We start from the raw sequence: 17113 nt of genomic DNA, 5'->3' as shown, positions 1-17113 counted from the left end.
TCTTGTTTAGTAATTAACGCTCTTCAAGCATATTGATGATTTGGTTAGCAACTACTTTGGCGCTCTGATCATCAGTGCGTACAACATAGTCGGACACTTCTTCATACATTGGATTACGTTCTGCAGCAAGAGCTTCAAGTACTTCACGTGGAGCATCCGTTTGAAGCAACGGGCGCTTTTTATCTCGTTGAGTACGTGCTAACTGTTTCTCGATTGTCGTTTCAAGATAAACAACAACACCACGAGCAGATAAGCGGTTACGGTTCTCTTTACTGATAACAGAACCACCACCTGTCGCGAGAACAATACCTTGCTCTTGAGTCAGATCGTCAATAACACCTTCTTCGCGAACACGGAAGCCTTCTTCACCTTCAACATCGAATACCCAGCTTATATCAGCTCCGGTACGATCTTCGATAACGGTATCAGAATCAAAAAACTCCATGTGCAACTGTTGTGCAAGGTGTCTACCAATAGTACTTTTGCCGGCACCCATAGGTCCGACCAGGAAAATATTTCGTTTTTCAGCCATTGTTAGCAATTTTACGCGCGGTTAATAAAACGACACCGCCCGCAGGCCATCAATAAATAAGCCCGAGGCGCCAAGTTCCTCACATATAATTCGTGATAAGACCGAAAATTATCTCAGGACTGACTGCCACTTGGCAATAGCTAGAGTGAATCAATAGTAAAGATTACTGTAAAACTATCTTAGGAGTGATAAAAATCAATAGCTCACGCTTACCCATTTCTTCCAAAGAATGCCGGAAAAGTGCCCCTAAATACGGTAAATCCCCCAATAATGGCACTTTAGTGACACTTTTGTTCACTTGATGTTGGTAGATCCCACCCAGTACAATTGTTTCACCATTTTCGACCAAAACTTGGGTTCCAATGCGCTGAGTATTGATTGAAACGGCTTCACCAATGCCCGTAACCACGGTTTTTCCAGGTTCATCTTGTGTTACAACCAGATCGAGCACTAATTTATTGTCTGGGGTAATCTGTGGCGTCACCATCAAACTCAGTACCGCTTTTTTGAAATCAACCGATACAGCACCGCTCGAAGATGCCTCCAAATACGGAATTTCTGTTCCTTGTTCAATATAAGCTGTCTGCTTGTTTGTGGTCACTAATCTTGGGCTTGAAATAATTTCAGCTTTAGATTCAGATTGTAGTGCCGACAGCTCCAAATCGAGCAAAATATCACCAACCTTGGCAACTTGGAAAGCAATTGATGATGCTCCTGCTTTTTGTGCCGCTAAATTTACATTCAAAAAGTCATCCACGCTGACATCATCTTTCAGTAAACCAACCGAGCCTAAATTGCTTTCAATTGACCCACCTAACGTAAAGTTACCATTGTGCTTAGAGACTCCCCAGCGAACCCCTAACTCATCAACATCCCCTTCATTAATCGTCACGATACGCGCTTCAATCTGCACTTGTTTAACCGGAATATCTAAAGCACTGATAATGTCTTTGATACTCTCAATGCTGCTTGGTAAATCTTTAATGATGATTGAATTCGTTCGATCATCAACGTGTAACGAACCACGTTCAGATAGCATGCTAATACCATCATCAGTGCCTTCTAGTAAATCAGCGAGGTCAACCGCCTTTGCATAGTTGACTTGAATAAGCTCGGAACGCAATAACGCTAATTCATTTTCTTTGCGCTTCGCTTCTAACGCTTTTTGTTCATTTTGAGCCAGCTCAGCTTTAGGTGCCACCAAGACCACTGAATTATTAACACGCTTATCCAGCCCTTTCGCTTGCAGGATAATATCCAACACTTGCGGCCATGGCACGTCATCAAGACGCAATGTTACGTTACCTTGCACCGTATCAGAGACGACTAAATTAAAATCGTTATATTCGGCGATTAGCTGTAAAACATTGCGCACCGGCACATCTTGGAAGTTAATCGAGATAGGTTTACCTTTATAAGCAATTCCTTCTTTTTTGGTCTTTGTCTTCTTTTCAGTCGTAATCATCACATTAAACTGCGCACCTTTCAGGGTGTAGTCGTAACGAAAAGCACTGTTCATTTTAAGGATTAATCGTGTTCCTTTCTCTATCTTGAAGGTTTCGATTGAATTTACCGCAGTCGCAAAATCGGCAACATCTAAGGTATAAATCATTTCATCACTGATCGACGTGTCTAAGATGTCAACAAATAGCTGTTTACCGGATTGGCGTATATCAACTAAAGATTGCGATTTTGCAAATTGGACATTTAGCACACCTTGTCCTTTTTTATCCCTTTTAAAATCAATCACTTTTACTTGATTATCAATAAGCACCGTGGCTGTTGCAGGAACAGCCAATGGCAATATACAAACGATAAGCAAACATAAATGCTTTAAAACATTGGGAATAAATAAAATCCGACTCATTAACTTTGCGCCTCTTCCTTGATCACTGCTGATTAAGAGCAAGATGAGTTGTTCTTTTTAACCAACACCCCGCGCCATCAGGTAAAATTTCCTCAATATCAATACTGCGAGAGCCAACACGCTGGACCTGGCCGTGGTTTAATCCGATGTAATGCCCTTCCCTTATTTTGATCAATTGACCTTCGGGCGTGTAAATCAATGCCCATAGTTGCTTACGGTCACCCAGTACCCCTTTCATCGTAAGCGTATCGAGCGAGTAGCTCTCTAATGCTGTAAATTCTCGTTGTAAATTCGGTTGCCAGCACGACTTGTTACTCGTTTCAGCAATATCCATTTGTTTAGGGTAAGGGCGCACAAAAGGAACACGCGAATCCGTCATCACAAATTCATCCGCAATAAATTCAAACTGGGCAGATAACGGCTCAATTCTAGCTTCTGCCGCCGAATGTGAATTAGAGATAAATATTGAAATAGAATCATCATTCGCTCGACACCCCATCAGCAATAGACAGAGCATGAGCGGCAAGTAAAAAGGGGGGTTCATAACGCCACCTTTTCTGGTGTGCCTTTGAAGCGGTATGTACTTGCTGACACTTTTAACGATAAGGTGTTTTTATTTTGACCATGCTCGGTCACTTTCAAGTCAACATTTTTTAGCGTCACAATACGAGGAAGGTGTGCAATGGATGCTGCAAATTGACCTATTTGCTCATAATTACCAGTCAATTGCATATTCAAGGGCAGCTCATGATATTGCGCTTTCTCGATACGATCCGCCCATTGAATACCTTGAAACTCCAATCCATTATTAACACCAATATCATTAATATCTGAGAGTAAACTGGCTAATTCCCTCTCGACGGGTAACTGTACAATTACAGTTTGGTACCGCTTATTTAATTCATCAATCTGTTGCTTCACCGTCGGTAAAGCGGCAACTTGCGAAGCGCGATTAATAACGCGTGAACGCAATTCCACTTCGGTCTGCTTTAACTGGGCTAACTCAGCTTGCAACGGAGTAAGCCAATACCAATACCCCACCGCAACGACAACCAATGATAATAGAAGCGCCACCACAGATTGAGGCCCCCGTGGCCACTCGGTTATTTCATCAAAGTCTAAATCTTGCCAATCATTCACTGTGTACCTCCTTGCACACAGTGAGCTTGTTATCGTTGTTGCATAAACTCCCGTCAGTTTTTTTGACTAGCTCATACCCAGCATCATACGTAGACGCCAGCATGACTGGTGTTTTCATCGAGAAAGAAGCTTTAAAGCTGGTGAGGTCTTCTGAATTGCTCCCTTTTGTGGCTTCAATAGAGTACATGGCAACATCTTCTAACCATTCCGAATGTTCTGCATTAGACAGCAATGAAGCAATTCGACCGTTAGAGTCACCGACACCATTAAGCAAAACGTTGCCCTCTTTCAACGAGATATTGTCGAGATACACCCCTTGAGGTACTAATGCGGGCAGCATGCTAAAGAGATGGGTGACACGATTACGTTCAGACTGAATGTCTTCAATAATGCGTAACCGGCTATTTAATGCTTCCCGCTGCTGTTCCAATTCCGGTAGAAAGGACAGCTGACGATCTAACGTATCAATTTCTAATTGCAGCTGATCATTACGCACTTGCTGCAGCTCTTTTTGATACCCAATAAATTCAGCCGTCAACCAATGACCAGCAGCAGCGACAAAAACGGCCGCCCCTAATAACCCCATAAAACGTCGCTTGTGTTGTATCCGCTTTTCTTCCCGCCATGGGAGTAAATTCAGTTTAGCGATCATTGATTCACCCCTCGAATAGCCAAGCCGGCAGCCACGGCAAACTGGCTATTCAATGCACTGCCAGAGACTGCCTCTAGCTTTTTATGACGAATAAAATGGGCAAAAGGGTTCATTAACTCGACCTCAACCCCCAGTAAACGCTGTAAAAGCTCACTTGAAATAACATGTTGCCCGCCCCCACACAGCCAGATCCCCTTTAGAGATGATCGCGGGTGGGTGGAATTATAAAGCTGAAACTGTCGCTTCAGTTGATCCGCTAATTGCTGAGTAAAACGCTCTATCTCATCACTCGAAAGCGACTCTTTCATAGCGGGTTCATCGTAATAAAGATCATTAACTAAGGTGTTACGGTGCGGGGATGAAGAATACTTACGTAATCCAAACGCGATTTCTCGATGATACGCGGCCGCATTTTGTGGCTTGATGCAAAATTCAGTCAGACAATCCCCAACATCAACGACGCCCCACTGTTCATGAATGCCAGACATCTCAGCACTATGCTCAACAAGCCATAACAAAGCGTGGGTTTGTAACTCCATCACCTTGGGTGATAATCCCGCTTTTTTAATGGCAACAATGCGGGTATCTACCGTCTCTTTTCGAGTCGCAAAAATCTGATAGGGCATGGTCGTGGTGGCGTCAGGAAATGCATTAGATTCTAAAGGGAAGAAATCCACCCATAACTCTTCAACAGGAAAAGGAGAAGAACTCCCTAAGGCTTGAGAGACGGCGAATATCGCCTCATCTTCTTTAAGGTTGGTATCTAGCTGGATAACTTTACTAATTACCGCACTGTCTGGTAACGCCAATGTCACTATTTTGGATCCAAAAGGTAAACTCTTTTTTAATTTACGTATTGCTGACAACAGCACTGTGGAATCTACGCTATGCTGCTCGTTGATGACGGGTGACGTCAACACAACCTCAGCATAAGCGGCTAATTCCAACCGTTCTTTTTTTTGAGACAAAGCAACCGCTTTTACGCTGTGATTGCCAATATCTATCCCAATACTTAATGGGTTCCGAAACATACCGTGCTATGCTCCCTGATAGTGGAAAAGCAATTTCTTTCAAAAAAAACACCATCCGGTGATGTTCTCTTTATTTAATTATTTTTTTAAACTACTTGTTGAAAGATAATGAATAATGGCCGGTTGAACGATGGCGTAACGGGAAATCTCTAGTGAAGTTCATAAAGCGACTACTTATTCTTGCAATCATTTGCATAACTCTTGGAGTCAGTACTATTTTTGGCTTTTACCTTTATGTAAAACCAGAACTCCCAGATGTAGCAACACTCAGAAATGTGGAACTGCAAACCCCTATGCAGGTCTTTAGTGCCGACGGTGAATTGATTTCACAGTTTGGTGAAAAACGCCGTATACCATTAGCGTTAAAAGACATCCCACCTCAAATGATTAATGCATTCATTGCGACTGAAGACAGTCGTTTTTATCAACACCCCGGCATTGATCCAATTGGTATTACCCGCGCTGCTTTTGTGGTGCTGACATCAGGTTCAGCCAAGCAAGGGGCTAGTACCATAACTCAGCAGCTCGCACGAAATTTCTTCTTAACGAATGAAAAGAAGATCATGCGTAAAATAAAAGAGATTTTTATTGCGATTCACATCGAGCAACTGCTAACGAAAGATGAAATTTTAGAGCTGTATCTCAATAAAATTTATTTGGGTTACCGCTCTTATGGTGTTGGTGCAGCAGCACAAGTGTATTTTGGCAAAGATATTAGCCAATTAACCCTAAGTGAAATTGCGGTTATTTCTGGCTTACCAAAAGCACCGTCAACCATGAACCCTATCTATTCATTGGATCGTTCAACCACACGTCGGAATGTGGTGCTGGGTCGTATGTTTGCAGAAGGCTACATAACGCAAACCGAACTGAATCAAGCTCGTTCAGAGCCAATTGTTGCTCGCTACCACGGGGCTGAAATTGAGCTGAGTGCGCCTTATTTTGCTGAACGCGCTCGTTCATGGCTTGTTGAACGCTACGGAGAAGATGCATATACCTCCGGCATGCGCGTGTATACAACGGTCGATAGCAAACTACAAAAATCCGCGCAACATGCAGCAATATCAAACTTGCTAAACTACGATCAACGCCACGGCTTCCGCGGTGCCGTCGCAACATTGTGGCAGCCTGGTCAAACGGCAATGGCGGAAAACGACATCGTCGAGCACCTAAAAAAACAACCAAGCTACGGGGATCTAACCCCAGCAGTTGTAACCAATGTCGACAAGAAAACAGCTAACGTCGTCATTAAAGGCGGTGAAAATGTCACTCTTGAATGGGATGGTATGAAGTGGGCGCGTAAATTTGTCACAGATACTCGCCAAGGAGCTGCACCCAAGAAAGCATCCGATATTTTAGCCTCTGGTCAACAAGTTTGGGTTCAACCTAAAACCAAGCAAGCAGAAGACGGTACAGAAAGCACATATTGGGTACTGAGCCAAGTTCCCGATGCCAATACAGCATTCGTGGCGGCCTCTCCGCAAAACGGTGCAGTGTTAGCAATGGTGGGCGGCTTTAACTTTGCACACAGTAAATTTAACCGTGCAACTCAGTCTGTACGCCAAGTTGGTTCAAGTATTAAGCCCTTTATCTACTCTGCGGCAATTGATAACGGTATGACACTGGCAACATTGGTTAATGATGCACCAATCAATCGCTGGGATCAGAGCCAAGGCACTGCGTGGCGCCCTAAAAATTCACCCCCCACATACAATGGCCCTACCCGCTTGCGTCTTGGTTTAGCGCAATCGAAAAACGTTATGGCGGTGCGCGTATTACGCAGTGTCGGTTTAGATCAAACCATCAGTTTCCTAACACGCTTTGGCTTTAAACGTGATGAGATCCCTCGCGCTGAAGCAATTGCTTTAGGAGCAGGTAGCCTAACGCCAGTTGAAATGGCGCAAGGTTTTTCCGTTTTTGCTAACGGTGGTTACTTTGTTAAACCGTATTTCATTGAACGTGTAGAAGACGCTTACGGTAATTTAGTTTACCAAGCAAACCCTAATATTGTCTGTAACGACGAATGTCAGGATGAAAAGCAATCTACTGGTGAATCCATAGCGACAAACCGTGCCGTTATTAACGATATCGCAATTAGCGAACAAGAATTAGGGACTGCAGGCAGTGCCCAAGAATCTGATCAACAGCCCGTTAAATATGCCCCGCAAGTTATTTCAGAATCGAATGCTTTCTTAGTTCGTGAAATGATGGCAAGTAATATTTGGGGCGGAGGCAACTGGCGGACAGGTACTGGCTGGAATGGTACGGGGTGGCGAGCTCAGGTACTTAAACGCCGAGATATTGGCGGAAAAACCGGTACAACCAATGGATCGAAAGATGCTTGGTACTCAGGTTTCGGTCCTAATATTGTTGCAACTGCATGGGTTGGTTTTGATAAACATAGCCGTGAGCTAGGTAAAGCATCATGGAACAATAACCTAGGTAAAGAGCAAATATCTGGCGGTGAAGCGGGGGCAAAAACAGCACAACCTGCATGGATTGAGTTCATGAAGGCAGCATTACAAGATGTGCCAGTGCAAAATAAACAATTACCCGAAGATATTGTGACAGTACGTATAGACCGTGAAAGCGGCAAGCTATCGAATCGCAATGATGCTAGCTCGATGTTTGAATATTTTAAAAAAGGTACCGAACCAACAGAAACGGTCAGTGAAAGTGGTTCTGAAAGTATTTTTGAAGCAGACAGTTCTGACGAATTGTTCTAACGCGTTATTGATAACAATAACGTAAATACATAAAGGGTAAGGCTGCTTGCTTATAACCTTTGTATAATAAAGAGCGCCAATACAACACCAGTATTAGCGCTCTTTTTTTATGCCTCAACTACGACCTAGTCGTTATTGTTCAAAATACGTCACCATGCGATCTTTAATTTCTGTCGCTATTTTTTCATAGCGAGTACGTAATGGTGAGCCAGGGCGATAACATAAAGTAATTAAACGGGTCGGGATCGGGTCGTGAACCTTGATATAACAAACACCATCACGGCTACGCTCTTTTGGGGTCGCGAGTTGCGGTAATAACGTTATCCCACTTCCTGCTGCAACCATATTACGCAATGTTTCTAGGCTCGTAGCTTTAAAACGCCCATCTTCATTCGCCCCAGCCGCAAAACAGAACCCCATAGCCTGATCACGTAAGCAATGCCCATCCCCCAGCATCAAGAGCGTTTCGCCATGAAGGCTAGCCATATCCATCTCCGTTTTTTCTGCCCAAGGATGGGTGTCAGGCACGGCCACGACCATAGGTTCATCATAGAGTGGCAATTCAATGAAGCTTTCTGTTTCTTTTACTGCCGCCAGCAAAATACAGTCTAATTTACCTTCTTCTAATAAATGCGTTAATTGACTGGTTTGTGCTTCATGAAGAAACAGTTCGAGATCAGGAAACGATTCCCTAAACATTGGAATAATTAATGGCAATAAATAGGGACCAACAGTAGGAATAAACCCAATATGAAGTGGTCCACTCATACTCTCCCCTTGCTGACTCGCCAGTTCCGTTAGCACCTTCACCTCCAGCAGTACTTTTTGCGCTTGAGCAACTAGGTTCAATCCAGCATCAGTAAAAAGTACCCGACGACTGGTGCGTTCTAATAAAGACACACCTAGCTCATCCTCCAATTTCTTGATCTGTCCACTTAATGTAGGTTGGCTGACAAAACACGACTCTGCGGCTTTTCTGAAATGCTTGTGCTCTGATAAAGCGATAAGGTATTCAAGATCACGAATGTTCATATTGCTCTGATTTCCAACGATAGGTATAAACTATCAAAACCATAGCAGCAAACGATTGGAGCTATCAAGCCAAAAATCACATAATCATCACATCAAAAGGGAGCACAGATTGCTACGCTCCGATTGAATCAAATAAATATTTTAAATTTAAGGAATTACATTATGTTCGCATCTAAAGAAGGTCAGGCTGTACCACAAGTAACATTCCATACTCGCCAAGGCGATGCATGGGTAGATGTTACAACAGAGGAACTATTCGCAAACAAGACAGTGGTTTTGTTTAGCCTACCAGGTGCATTTACACCGACTTGTTCTTCAAGCCATTTACCTCGCTATAACGAGCTAGCATCAGTATTTGCAGAGCATGGCGTTGATGAGATTGTGTGTGTGTCAGTTAACGATACGTTTGTAATGAACGCATGGAAAGCAGACCAAGAAGCAGAAAACATCACATTCATTCCAGATGGTAACGGTGAATTCTCGAAAGGCATGGACATGCTGGTTGATAAAGAAGACCTAGGTTTTGGTCCTCGTTCATGGCGTTACAGCATGCTGGTTAAAAACGGCGTTGTTGAAAAAATGTTTGTTGAGCAAGAAGAACCAGGCGACCCGTTCAAAGTTTCTGATGCCGACACTATGCTTAACTACGTTGCACCAGACCACAAACTACAAGAATCAATCACCGTATTCTCTAAGCCTGGTTGTCCATTCTGTGCAAAAGCAAAGCAGAACCTAATCGACAAAGGCCTGCAGTACGAAGAAGTGGTATTAGGTAAAGATGCAACAACTGTCAGCCTACGTGCTATCACAGGTCGCAGCACAGTTCCTCAGGTATTCATCGGTGGTAAGCACATTGGTGGCAGTGAAGAATTAGAAACATACTTAGCTTAAGAAAGTGATAAACCTCAAGTAACACCCGTTACTTAAACTAGAAAAGCCAACAAATAATTGGCGAGACAATCTGTATTTTTCGTCTCGCCTTTTTTGATTTTGCTCGGAGATACCCAAATGAAAACCTTGAATGTTGATGTAGCTGTTATTGGTGGTGGTACTGCTGGTCTTGGTGCTTATCGTGCAGCAAAAGCACACACTGACAGTGTTGTGATGATTGAAGGTGGCCAATACGGCACCACATGTGCTCGCGTAGGTTGCATGCCATCGAAGCTACTTATCGCAGCCGCTGAAAGCGTTCATCAAATCGAAAAAGCACCCGGCTTCGGCATTCACCCTCAAGGTGAAATCGTGATTAACGGTCAAGAAGTCATGGCTCGCGTTAAAAGCGAACGCGATCGCTTTGTCGGATTCGTTTTGGAAGGGGTTGACGAAATTCCAGCCGGAGACAAGATTATTGGCTACGCAAAATTTGCCGATGATAATACCTTAATCGTCGATGATCACACCAAGATCGTTGCTAAGCGTATTGTTGTCGCAACGGGTTCTCGCCCTGCTTACCCAGCAGTATGGAATGAGCTCGGTGATCGTCTAATCATTAATGATGATGTTTTTGAATGGAATGACTTACCTAATTCAGTCGCAGTATTTGGTCCAGGTGTTATTGGCTTGGAACTAGGTCAAGCACTTAAGCGTCTAGGGGTTGAAGTCATTATGTTTGGTCTAGGCGGCCAAGTAGGTCCACTGACCGATCCTGACGTCATGGCTTACGCTTATAAATCTTTCAATGAAGAATTCTACCTTGATGCTGATGTGCAAGTAGAAAGCATGAAGCGTGAAGGTGATGTGGTTGAGATTAAATATATTGGTAAAGAGGGTGAGCTAAAAGAAATTACCGTTGATTATGTATTAGCGACAACAGGTCGACGTCCTAATGTTGATCAGTTAGATATCGACAATACCAGCTTAGAGCTTGATGCGCGTGGCGTACCAGTGGCTGATTACTACACCATGCAAACATCAATAAGCTCGATATTTATTGCCGGTGATGCAAGCAACCAGCTTCCATTACTGCATGAAGCAGCAGACCAAGCACGTATCGCGGGTGATAATGCAGGTCGTTATCCTGAGATCCGAGCCGGTCTTCGTCGCTCAAAGATTTCTGCGGTGTTCTCAGATCCACAAATCGCGATGGTGGGAGAAACTTACAAAGAACTTACGACACGTTTAGGTACTTGCGGGTGCTTTGAAACAGGTTTCGTTTCTTTCGAAGGGCAAGGTCGCTCTCGCGTTATGTTACGAAACAAAGGCATGCTGCATGTGTATGGTGAACACGGTACAGGTCGCTTCCTTGGGGCTGAGATGATTGGTCCAAACGCTGAGCATTTAGCACACCTATTGGCATGGGCACACCAGAGCAAAATGACCGTTGCTGAAATGCTGGATATGCCATTTTACCATCCCGTAATTGAAGAAGGTGTACGTACTGCACTGCGCGATCTAAACGCTAAATTGCACCTTGGTCCAGATATGATTAAACACTGCCTAGACTGTGGCCCTGGTTGTTAATAAGTACGACGCACAAGCACTCTTAATAACCAGTAAAATAATCCTGTAAAATTCTTTGCCCTCCCCCCTACGGAGGGCTTTTTTCGTTACACCGAGATCGTCGAGCGGTACAATACTAGCGACATTCGTTAATTAGAGTGAGCCTGATGGGATGTAACCTCTGTAAAAATGACGCATTCAGCCAACAAGCATTTAAAAACAAGATCGGTCGCTGCCGTCAATGCATGTGGCAACTGGCCTTACTAAGTAGCTTGAGTTGGGGAGCTTGGTGGTATTTTTATCAAGATACCCCCACGGTAGTTGAATCTATAACATTAATATTCGCAGCCAGTGCTTTCTCATTATTACTTATCGCTCACCTCATCACGGCTTTGTCTCGGTACTTACGCCAATAAAAAACCCGGTACTACATTTTACATAGTTACCGGATTGATTCGTACGGTTACGCGACGTTCACCGTTGGGATTGCTTGTTCGCAACCTAAACGCACCTCTAGTGCCACTTCATCACACGCATGCTGACGTGGACAACGGTCACAATCTTTCATCACTTTTTCTGGCAGTAATGATTTCGAGGTTGGAATAAAACCCTGCTTCATGAAAAACTCTGGCAGTCGTGTCAGTACAAAAACCTTTTTGATTGCCATTTGATCGGCTTTCTCAATCAAATGTTCAACAATCGCTTTCCCCTGACCTTGTTCTTGCCAACCCGCTTCGATACCTAACGAACGGATTTCAGCTAACCCTGAATCATAAACATACAACGACGCACAGCCCGTTACGACACCATGGTGTTCTGCCACTGCAAATGAGCCAATATCTCGGACTAATTCATTACGTTTTCTCGGCAAGTTTTCACCCAGTCCAGCCCAGTAAACCACCATGCTTTCAATGGCATCAAGATCAGTTAAACGCGCACCACGTACTTTCACGCCCGGTGAATAACGTTTCTCTAAACGCTTCTCGACCTGCTCAATCGCATAATCAACCTGATTGGGTGCGACACCGCCTAAGGCACAACGTTTATCAAGACATGACTGGATAGTCAGAATTGGATAAACATCCTCTTCAATAACAACCGAGAATTGTTTCATTTCATCGAGAGACAATTCTTCTAACGCGCATCCTTTTGCAATGGCAGCAACAACAGCAACCCCCACAATATGGTGAGCTTCACGGAATGGAATACCTTTCGCGACCAAGTAATCAGCCAGCTCGGTTGCATTCGAATAGCCTTGCATTGCCGCCTCTAGGGTACGCTCTTTATTCACCTGAATGCCGTCGAAACATAACGCTGCCATTTCCATACAGTCGTGCCAGCTATCAAGCGCATCAAAAAGACCTTCTTTGTCTTCTTGCATGTCTTTGTTGTATGCCAGAGGTAAAGCTTTAACAGTCATCATCATCCCCGTCATTGCACCGTAAACACGGCCACATTTACCACGGATAAGTTCGAGAGCATCGGGGTTTTTCTTCTGTGGCATCAAAGACGACCCTGATGTCACTGTATCTGCTAACTCGATGAAGTTTGATTCACCTGAGTTGTAAAAAATTAAATCTTCAGCCATACGCGAGAGGTGAAGCATCGAGATAGAAGCAACAGAAAGTAGCTCCATCACATGATCACGATCAGATACTGAATCTAAACTGTTACGGGTCGCACGGTGGAAACCTAAACTGTGCGCAAGTACTTCACGATCAATAGGGTATGCCGTTCCCGCTAACGCACCGGATCCTAACGGGCAGGTATCAAGGCGGTCTAGTGCATCACTTAGACGAGAGTGGTCACGCTCAAACATCTCAACATACGCCAAGCACCAGTGGGCAAAGGTAACAGGCTGGGCGCGCTGCAAGTGCGTATAACCCGGCAATACCGTACCTTGATGATCACGAGCTACAGAAACAAATTGATTCTGTAATTTGTCGAGCATAAGCAGAAGCTGTTGACCTTGTTGACGGCACCAGAGTTTTAAATCGGTTGCCACTTGGTCATTACGAGAGCGCCCTGTGTGCAACTTTTTACCCAGATCACCCACTTTGCTGATCAGTTGCTGCTCAACCCAACTATGAATATCTTCAGCATCAGAACGCAAAATTTGCTCTGGATCTTCCATTACCGCTAGCTTTAGCTCATTCAATGCTAACTCTAAACGCTGCTGTTCTTCTTCGGTTAAAACATCAACCTGTCGTAATGCTTTTGACCATGCAATAGAACCAACGATGTCTTGCTCCGCCAAACGGTAATCAAAACGTAATGAATCGTTAAACTGCTTAAACCGTGTGTCAGCTGCCTGACTAAAACGTCCGCCCCATAATGCCATGGTACTACTCCTATGCTTTACTGCTCGACTTGCTCATTGCTTCATTATTGTTGTAACCGCTCATCTCACCTTCCGCAATATTCAGTCAAAAGGCAAGATGAAAGTCACTTTGTTATTTTTGTTTTTTCTGTGTGTTCAATGCACGGATACGACTTGCTAGCGAGTAAAGGCGAATGAAACCACCAGCATGGCTGTGATCATAGACTTCATCTTCACCGAAGGTTGCAAACTCTTCAGAGTACAAGCTATTCACTGAACGTTTCTGAATCACTGTAGCTTGACCTTTATACAGTTTCACGACAACTTCACCACTCACATCTTGAGCCAATTCATCTGCTGCCGCTAACATCGATTTACAAAGCGGGGTAAACCAACGACCGTCATAAATCAGGTGTGACGCTTTAAGCCCTACCGTCTCACGGAATTCATACGACTCTTTATCAAGCACTAATTGCTCTACCGCACGTAACGCTTCGTTCATGATTGTGCCACCTGGTGTTTCATAACAACCACGAGACTTAATACCAACCAAACGGTTTTCAACGATATCGATACGGCCCACACCGTGCTCTGCACCTTTTTCATTCAGGTAAGTCAGGGCATTAAACGGCGACATGGCTTCACCATCGACAGCAACAACTTCACCTTTTTCTACCAAAATAGACACAGTTTCAGCTTTTTCTGGTGCATCTTCAGGATCTTTCGTCCATACCCAGCACAGTTCATTCGACTGATTCCAAGTATCTTCTAACACGCCACCTTCTGTTGAAATGTGCCATGCGTTTGCATCACGAGAGTAGATTTTTTCAAGTGATGCTGTGCAAGGAATATCACGCTCGGCAAGGTAATCTAGCAATGCTTCACGGCTACGCAGATCCCACTCACGCCACGGTGCAATCACCGTTAATTGAGGAGCAAGCGCGGCATACGCACCTTCAAAACGAACCTGATCATTACCTTTACCTGTACAACCATGACATACCGCATCAGCACCAACGGCTAACGCACATTCAACTTGTGCTTTCGCGATAATAGGACGTGCCATTGACGTACCCAACAAGTACTTACCTTCGTAAATAGCACCTGTCTTGAGGCTTGGGTAGATGTAATCTGCTACCATTTCTTCTTTTAGATCGGCGATGTAACAAGATGATGCGCCAGATGCGATCGCTTTTTCTTCAATCCCTTCAAGCTCTACTGCACCTTGACCAACATCTGCCACAAAAGCGACAACTTCACAGTCATAGTTTTCTTTTAACCATGGGATGATTGCTGATGTATCTAGACCGCCGGAATAGGCTAATACGACTTTAGTTACCTTACTCATGATGCTCTCCTTATGCCCGTTCGACGGTCATACCGCTCAGGCGCTTCTTATTAAAATTGCTTATTAAATATAGATTGAAATCGGTGTTACATATTCTGTTTCGCTGAGTGCCTCGTTTAAAACCTTGATCAGAACCTAACTTGAAAACTTGGTCCCGATGTTTTTCCCATCAAACAAAGCCGCTAATTTATCGGGGTAACGCCACGTCGCCACTTCGATAGGACGACCTAACGCTTTTGCCGCTTCAATAGCCGCACGAACTTTCACTATCATTCCGTCAGTAATAACCGCTTGCGTGATTAAGTCTTCAGCTTGTTGTTCAGTTAGCGCTGAAATTAAATGACCCTTGCCATCTAATACGCCACTCACATCAGAAAGTAGTACTAATTCAGCATCTAATGCCGCAGCTACTGCCACTGCCGCTTGATCGGCATTGACGTTCATCAACTCACCATTGGCATCTAAACCAATTGAGCTCACTATTGGTAAATACCCAGATGCCATAATCTGACTAACCAGTTCACCATTGCCAGGTGCAGCTTTACCAACTGATCCTAATTCTGGGTCTAGTTCAGTAATTTGACACAAACCACCATCGGCTAAGCTTAAACCCACCGCCGCGACACCTGATTTAATCGCTTGCCCTTGCAACATTTTATTAGCGGTTCCCGCTAACGCACCGGCAATGAAAGGGATTTGCGCTTTAGGTGTTACTCGCAAACCTTCTTTCTTAACCGTTTCCAGTTGCAGCTTCTTCATCAAATCATCAACAAGATAACCACCACCATGTACCAGCAGTAATGGACGCTGTGCCGAGGCTTGATATGCACTAATCGCGGTAAATAACTTTTCAAGGGTGTCGTTACATGACAGAACAGCACCACCTAACTTAATAACTAAAGGGATCTTGCTCATAGTGATGCTCCTATACCAACGCCGTTAATTGCGGAAATGCATTTCGAATATTTATGCACTGCATCGCTTGTGATGAAGCACCTTTCAATAAGTTATCAATCGCTGATGTTAAAACAATGTGCTGACCTTGTACCTTCCAGCCAATATCACAGAAACAAGTATTAACAACATTTTGGATACTTGCTGTTTGTTCCCCCAGTAAACGAACCGCATGGGCATCGTCTGATAATTGATATGCATCAGCCATACACTGAGACACCTGTTGCATATTAGCACCATCTGCTAATTTCGCGGTGATCGTTGCAAGAATACCGCGCTTAAAATTACCAAGATGCGGTGTGAAAATAACGTCACAGTCAAGGTGGCTAGCAATTTCAGGCTGATGCCGGTGAGTAAATACACCGTAAGCTTGTAGGCTCACTTCGCAATAACTATTCACCATTGATGCTTTACGACCTGCGCCTGAAACACCACTGACAGCATTAATAACAGGCCATTGATTTTTATCGATAAGCCCAGCTTCAAGCAATGGCTTCAATGCCAACTGTGACGCTGTAGGGTAACAACCCGGAACCGCAATTAACTGTGCTTGTTTTACGGCTTCGCTACTCCACTCTGCAAGTCCGTATACAGCTTGCTCTAACCACTGGACATGTTGATGTTCAAAACCATAACAATCTTTATAAAAATCATCATCTTTAACCCTAAACGCACCAGACAAGTCAAACACCTGACACCCTGCGGAAAGAAAAATAGGGGCTAGGTTATGGCTAACTTCATGCGCTGTCGCAAGCAGAACAATGTCAGCTTGTTGGGCAATAGCTTCAGGGTTGGTTAATGGCTGTAGAGGTAGATCAACAATGCCTTTTAACTGGCCATGTAAATCACTAATAGGTTTATTTGCATCTAAGCTATTGGCTGAAACATATAAACCAGCGAGTTCAAGATGTGGATGTACGTGCACCATTTTTGCTAGTTCGGCACCGGTGTAGCCGCTAGCGCCTACAATAAGGGTGTTCAACATAATGATTTCCGTTTATTTGGCTTTGATTGTAAAAGCTTTTGGTTTGAAACAGCGCTGCTGATGCAGCTAATGATGAGGTGCGCGCGA

The 17113-nt window shown here is 44.0% G+C and carries 15 protein-coding genes; 4 read left to right on the top strand and 11 right to left on the bottom strand.

What is annotated here, in order from left to right; all coding sequences use genetic code 11:
• Nucleotides 1-13 precede the first annotated feature (13 nt).
• The 6 genes from aroK to pilM form a co-directional block, all read right to left on the bottom strand.
• Nucleotides 14-532, bottom strand: coding sequence for a shikimate kinase AroK (gene aroK, locus C9J47_RS17085; protein WP_006233850.1), 519 nt, complete (start codon nt 530-532; stop codon nt 14-16).
• A 163-nt stretch (nt 533-695) separates the two neighbouring features.
• Nucleotides 696-2399: a type IV pilus secretin PilQ gene (locus C9J47_RS17080; protein WP_107254590.1), complete on the bottom strand. Its 1704-nt coding sequence runs from the start codon at nt 2397-2399 to the stop codon at nt 696-698.
• 22 nt (nt 2400-2421) lie between these two features.
• The gene (locus C9J47_RS17075) at nt 2422-2943 is read right to left on the bottom strand and encodes a pilus assembly protein PilP (protein WP_107254589.1); all 522 of its coding nucleotides are present in this window, start codon (nt 2941-2943) and stop codon (nt 2422-2424) included.
• Nucleotides 2940-3539, bottom strand: a complete 600-nt coding sequence (locus C9J47_RS17070) for a type IV pilus inner membrane component PilO (protein ID WP_107254588.1) — start codon at nt 3537-3539, stop codon at nt 2940-2942. Before C9J47_RS17070 ends, C9J47_RS17075 begins: the two co-directional genes overlap by 4 nt.
• Nucleotides 3532-4191, bottom strand: coding sequence for a PilN domain-containing protein (locus C9J47_RS17065; RefSeq protein WP_107254587.1), 660 nt, complete (start codon nt 4189-4191; stop codon nt 3532-3534). The genes C9J47_RS17070 and C9J47_RS17065 overlap by 8 nt, the downstream gene beginning before the upstream one ends.
• Complete coding sequence (gene pilM, locus C9J47_RS17060) at nt 4188-5222, bottom strand: type IV pilus biogenesis protein PilM (RefSeq protein ID WP_107254586.1); 1035 nt, start codon at nt 5220-5222, stop codon at nt 4188-4190. Before pilM ends, C9J47_RS17065 begins: the two co-directional genes overlap by 4 nt.
• A gap of 152 nt (nt 5223-5374) precedes the next feature.
• On the opposite strand from pilM, the gene C9J47_RS17055 reads away from it, so the two are divergent.
• Complete coding sequence (locus tag C9J47_RS17055; RefSeq protein WP_107254585.1) at nt 5375-7948, top strand: penicillin-binding protein 1A; 2574 nt, start codon at nt 5375-5377, stop codon at nt 7946-7948.
• Nucleotides 7949-8080: 132 nt separating this feature from the next.
• Here the strand turns inward: C9J47_RS17055 and oxyR are convergent, their stop codons facing one another.
• A complete protein-coding gene (oxyR, locus tag C9J47_RS17050) occupies nt 8081-8980 on the bottom strand; it encodes a DNA-binding transcriptional regulator OxyR (protein WP_107254584.1) in 900 nt (299 codons plus the stop codon).
• A gap of 162 nt (nt 8981-9142) precedes the next feature.
• On the opposite strand from oxyR, the gene C9J47_RS17045 reads away from it, so the two are divergent.
• The 3 genes from C9J47_RS17045 to C9J47_RS17035 all read left to right on the top strand — a co-directional run bounded on the left by C9J47_RS17045 (nt 9143) and on the right by C9J47_RS17035 (nt 11835).
• Nucleotides 9143-9871, top strand: coding sequence for a glutathione peroxidase (locus tag C9J47_RS17045; protein WP_107254583.1), 729 nt, complete (start codon nt 9143-9145; stop codon nt 9869-9871).
• 117 nt (nt 9872-9988) lie between these two features.
• The gene (locus tag C9J47_RS17040; RefSeq protein WP_107254582.1) at nt 9989-11440 is read left to right on the top strand and encodes a dihydrolipoyl dehydrogenase; all 1452 of its coding nucleotides are present in this window, start codon (nt 9989-9991) and stop codon (nt 11438-11440) included.
• Nucleotides 11441-11586: 146 nt separating this feature from the next.
• Nucleotides 11587-11835 (top strand): DUF3624 domain-containing protein, encoded by a 249-nt coding sequence (locus C9J47_RS17035; RefSeq protein WP_107254581.1) that lies wholly within the window; start codon nt 11587-11589, stop codon nt 11833-11835.
• A 47-nt stretch (nt 11836-11882) separates the two neighbouring features.
• Here the strand turns inward: C9J47_RS17035 and argH are convergent, their stop codons facing one another.
• From argH to argC, 4 genes are all read right to left on the bottom strand, one after another.
• Nucleotides 11883-13760, bottom strand: a complete 1878-nt coding sequence (argH, locus tag C9J47_RS17030; protein ID WP_107254580.1) for an argininosuccinate lyase — start codon at nt 13758-13760, stop codon at nt 11883-11885.
• A gap of 112 nt (nt 13761-13872) precedes the next feature.
• The gene (locus C9J47_RS17025) at nt 13873-15087 is read right to left on the bottom strand and encodes an argininosuccinate synthase (protein WP_107254579.1); all 1215 of its coding nucleotides are present in this window, start codon (nt 15085-15087) and stop codon (nt 13873-13875) included.
• A gap of 135 nt (nt 15088-15222) precedes the next feature.
• Complete coding sequence (gene argB, locus C9J47_RS17020) at nt 15223-16002, bottom strand: acetylglutamate kinase (RefSeq protein WP_107254578.1); 780 nt, start codon at nt 16000-16002, stop codon at nt 15223-15225.
• 10 nt (nt 16003-16012) lie between these two features.
• Complete coding sequence (gene argC / locus C9J47_RS17015) at nt 16013-17026, bottom strand: N-acetyl-gamma-glutamyl-phosphate reductase (RefSeq protein ID WP_107254577.1); 1014 nt, start codon at nt 17024-17026, stop codon at nt 16013-16015.
• Between the last annotated feature and the right edge of the window lie 87 nt (nt 17027-17113).

It is taken from the genome of Photobacterium indicum, from assembly GCF_003026215.1.
In the GTDB taxonomy this organism is placed as follows: Bacteria; Pseudomonadota; Gammaproteobacteria; order Enterobacterales; family Vibrionaceae; genus Photobacterium; species Photobacterium indicum.
This window is presented reverse-complemented; position numbering and strand designations above follow the sequence as displayed.

Bases quoted from the DNA above. Each gene is read 5' to 3' on its own strand.
- aroK (WP_006233850.1), bottom strand. From the start codon at position 532: ATGGCTGAAAAACGAAATATTTTCCTGGTCGGACCTATGGGTGCCGGC.
- C9J47_RS17080 (WP_107254590.1), bottom strand. From the start codon at position 2,399: ATGAGTCGGATTTTATTTATTCCCAATGTTTTAAAGCATTTATGTTTG.
- C9J47_RS17075 (WP_107254589.1), bottom strand. From the start codon at position 2,943: ATGAACCCCCCTTTTTACTTGCCGCTCATGCTCTGTCTATTGCTGATG.
- C9J47_RS17065 (WP_107254587.1), bottom strand. From the start codon at position 4,191: ATGATCGCTAAACTGAATTTACTCCCATGGCGGGAAGAAAAGCGGATA.
- pilM (WP_107254586.1), bottom strand. From the start codon at position 5,222: ATGTTTCGGAACCCATTAAGTATTGGGATAGATATTGGCAATCACAGC.
- oxyR (WP_107254584.1), bottom strand. From the start codon at position 8,980: ATGAACATTCGTGATCTTGAATACCTTATCGCTTTATCAGAGCACAAG.
- C9J47_RS17045 (WP_107254583.1), top strand. From the start codon at position 9,143: ATGTTCGCATCTAAAGAAGGTCAGGCTGTACCACAAGTAACATTCCAT.
- C9J47_RS17040 (WP_107254582.1), top strand. From the start codon at position 9,989: ATGAAAACCTTGAATGTTGATGTAGCTGTTATTGGTGGTGGTACTGCT.
- C9J47_RS17035 (WP_107254581.1), top strand. From the start codon at position 11,587: ATGGGATGTAACCTCTGTAAAAATGACGCATTCAGCCAACAAGCATTT.
- argH (WP_107254580.1), bottom strand. From the start codon at position 13,760: ATGGCATTATGGGGCGGACGTTTTAGTCAGGCAGCTGACACACGGTTT.
- C9J47_RS17025 (WP_107254579.1), bottom strand. From the start codon at position 15,087: ATGAGTAAGGTAACTAAAGTCGTATTAGCCTATTCCGGCGGTCTAGAT.
- argB (WP_107254578.1), bottom strand. From the start codon at position 16,002: ATGAGCAAGATCCCTTTAGTTATTAAGTTAGGTGGTGCTGTTCTGTCA.
- argC (WP_107254577.1), bottom strand. From the start codon at position 17,026: ATGTTGAACACCCTTATTGTAGGCGCTAGCGGCTACACCGGTGCCGAA.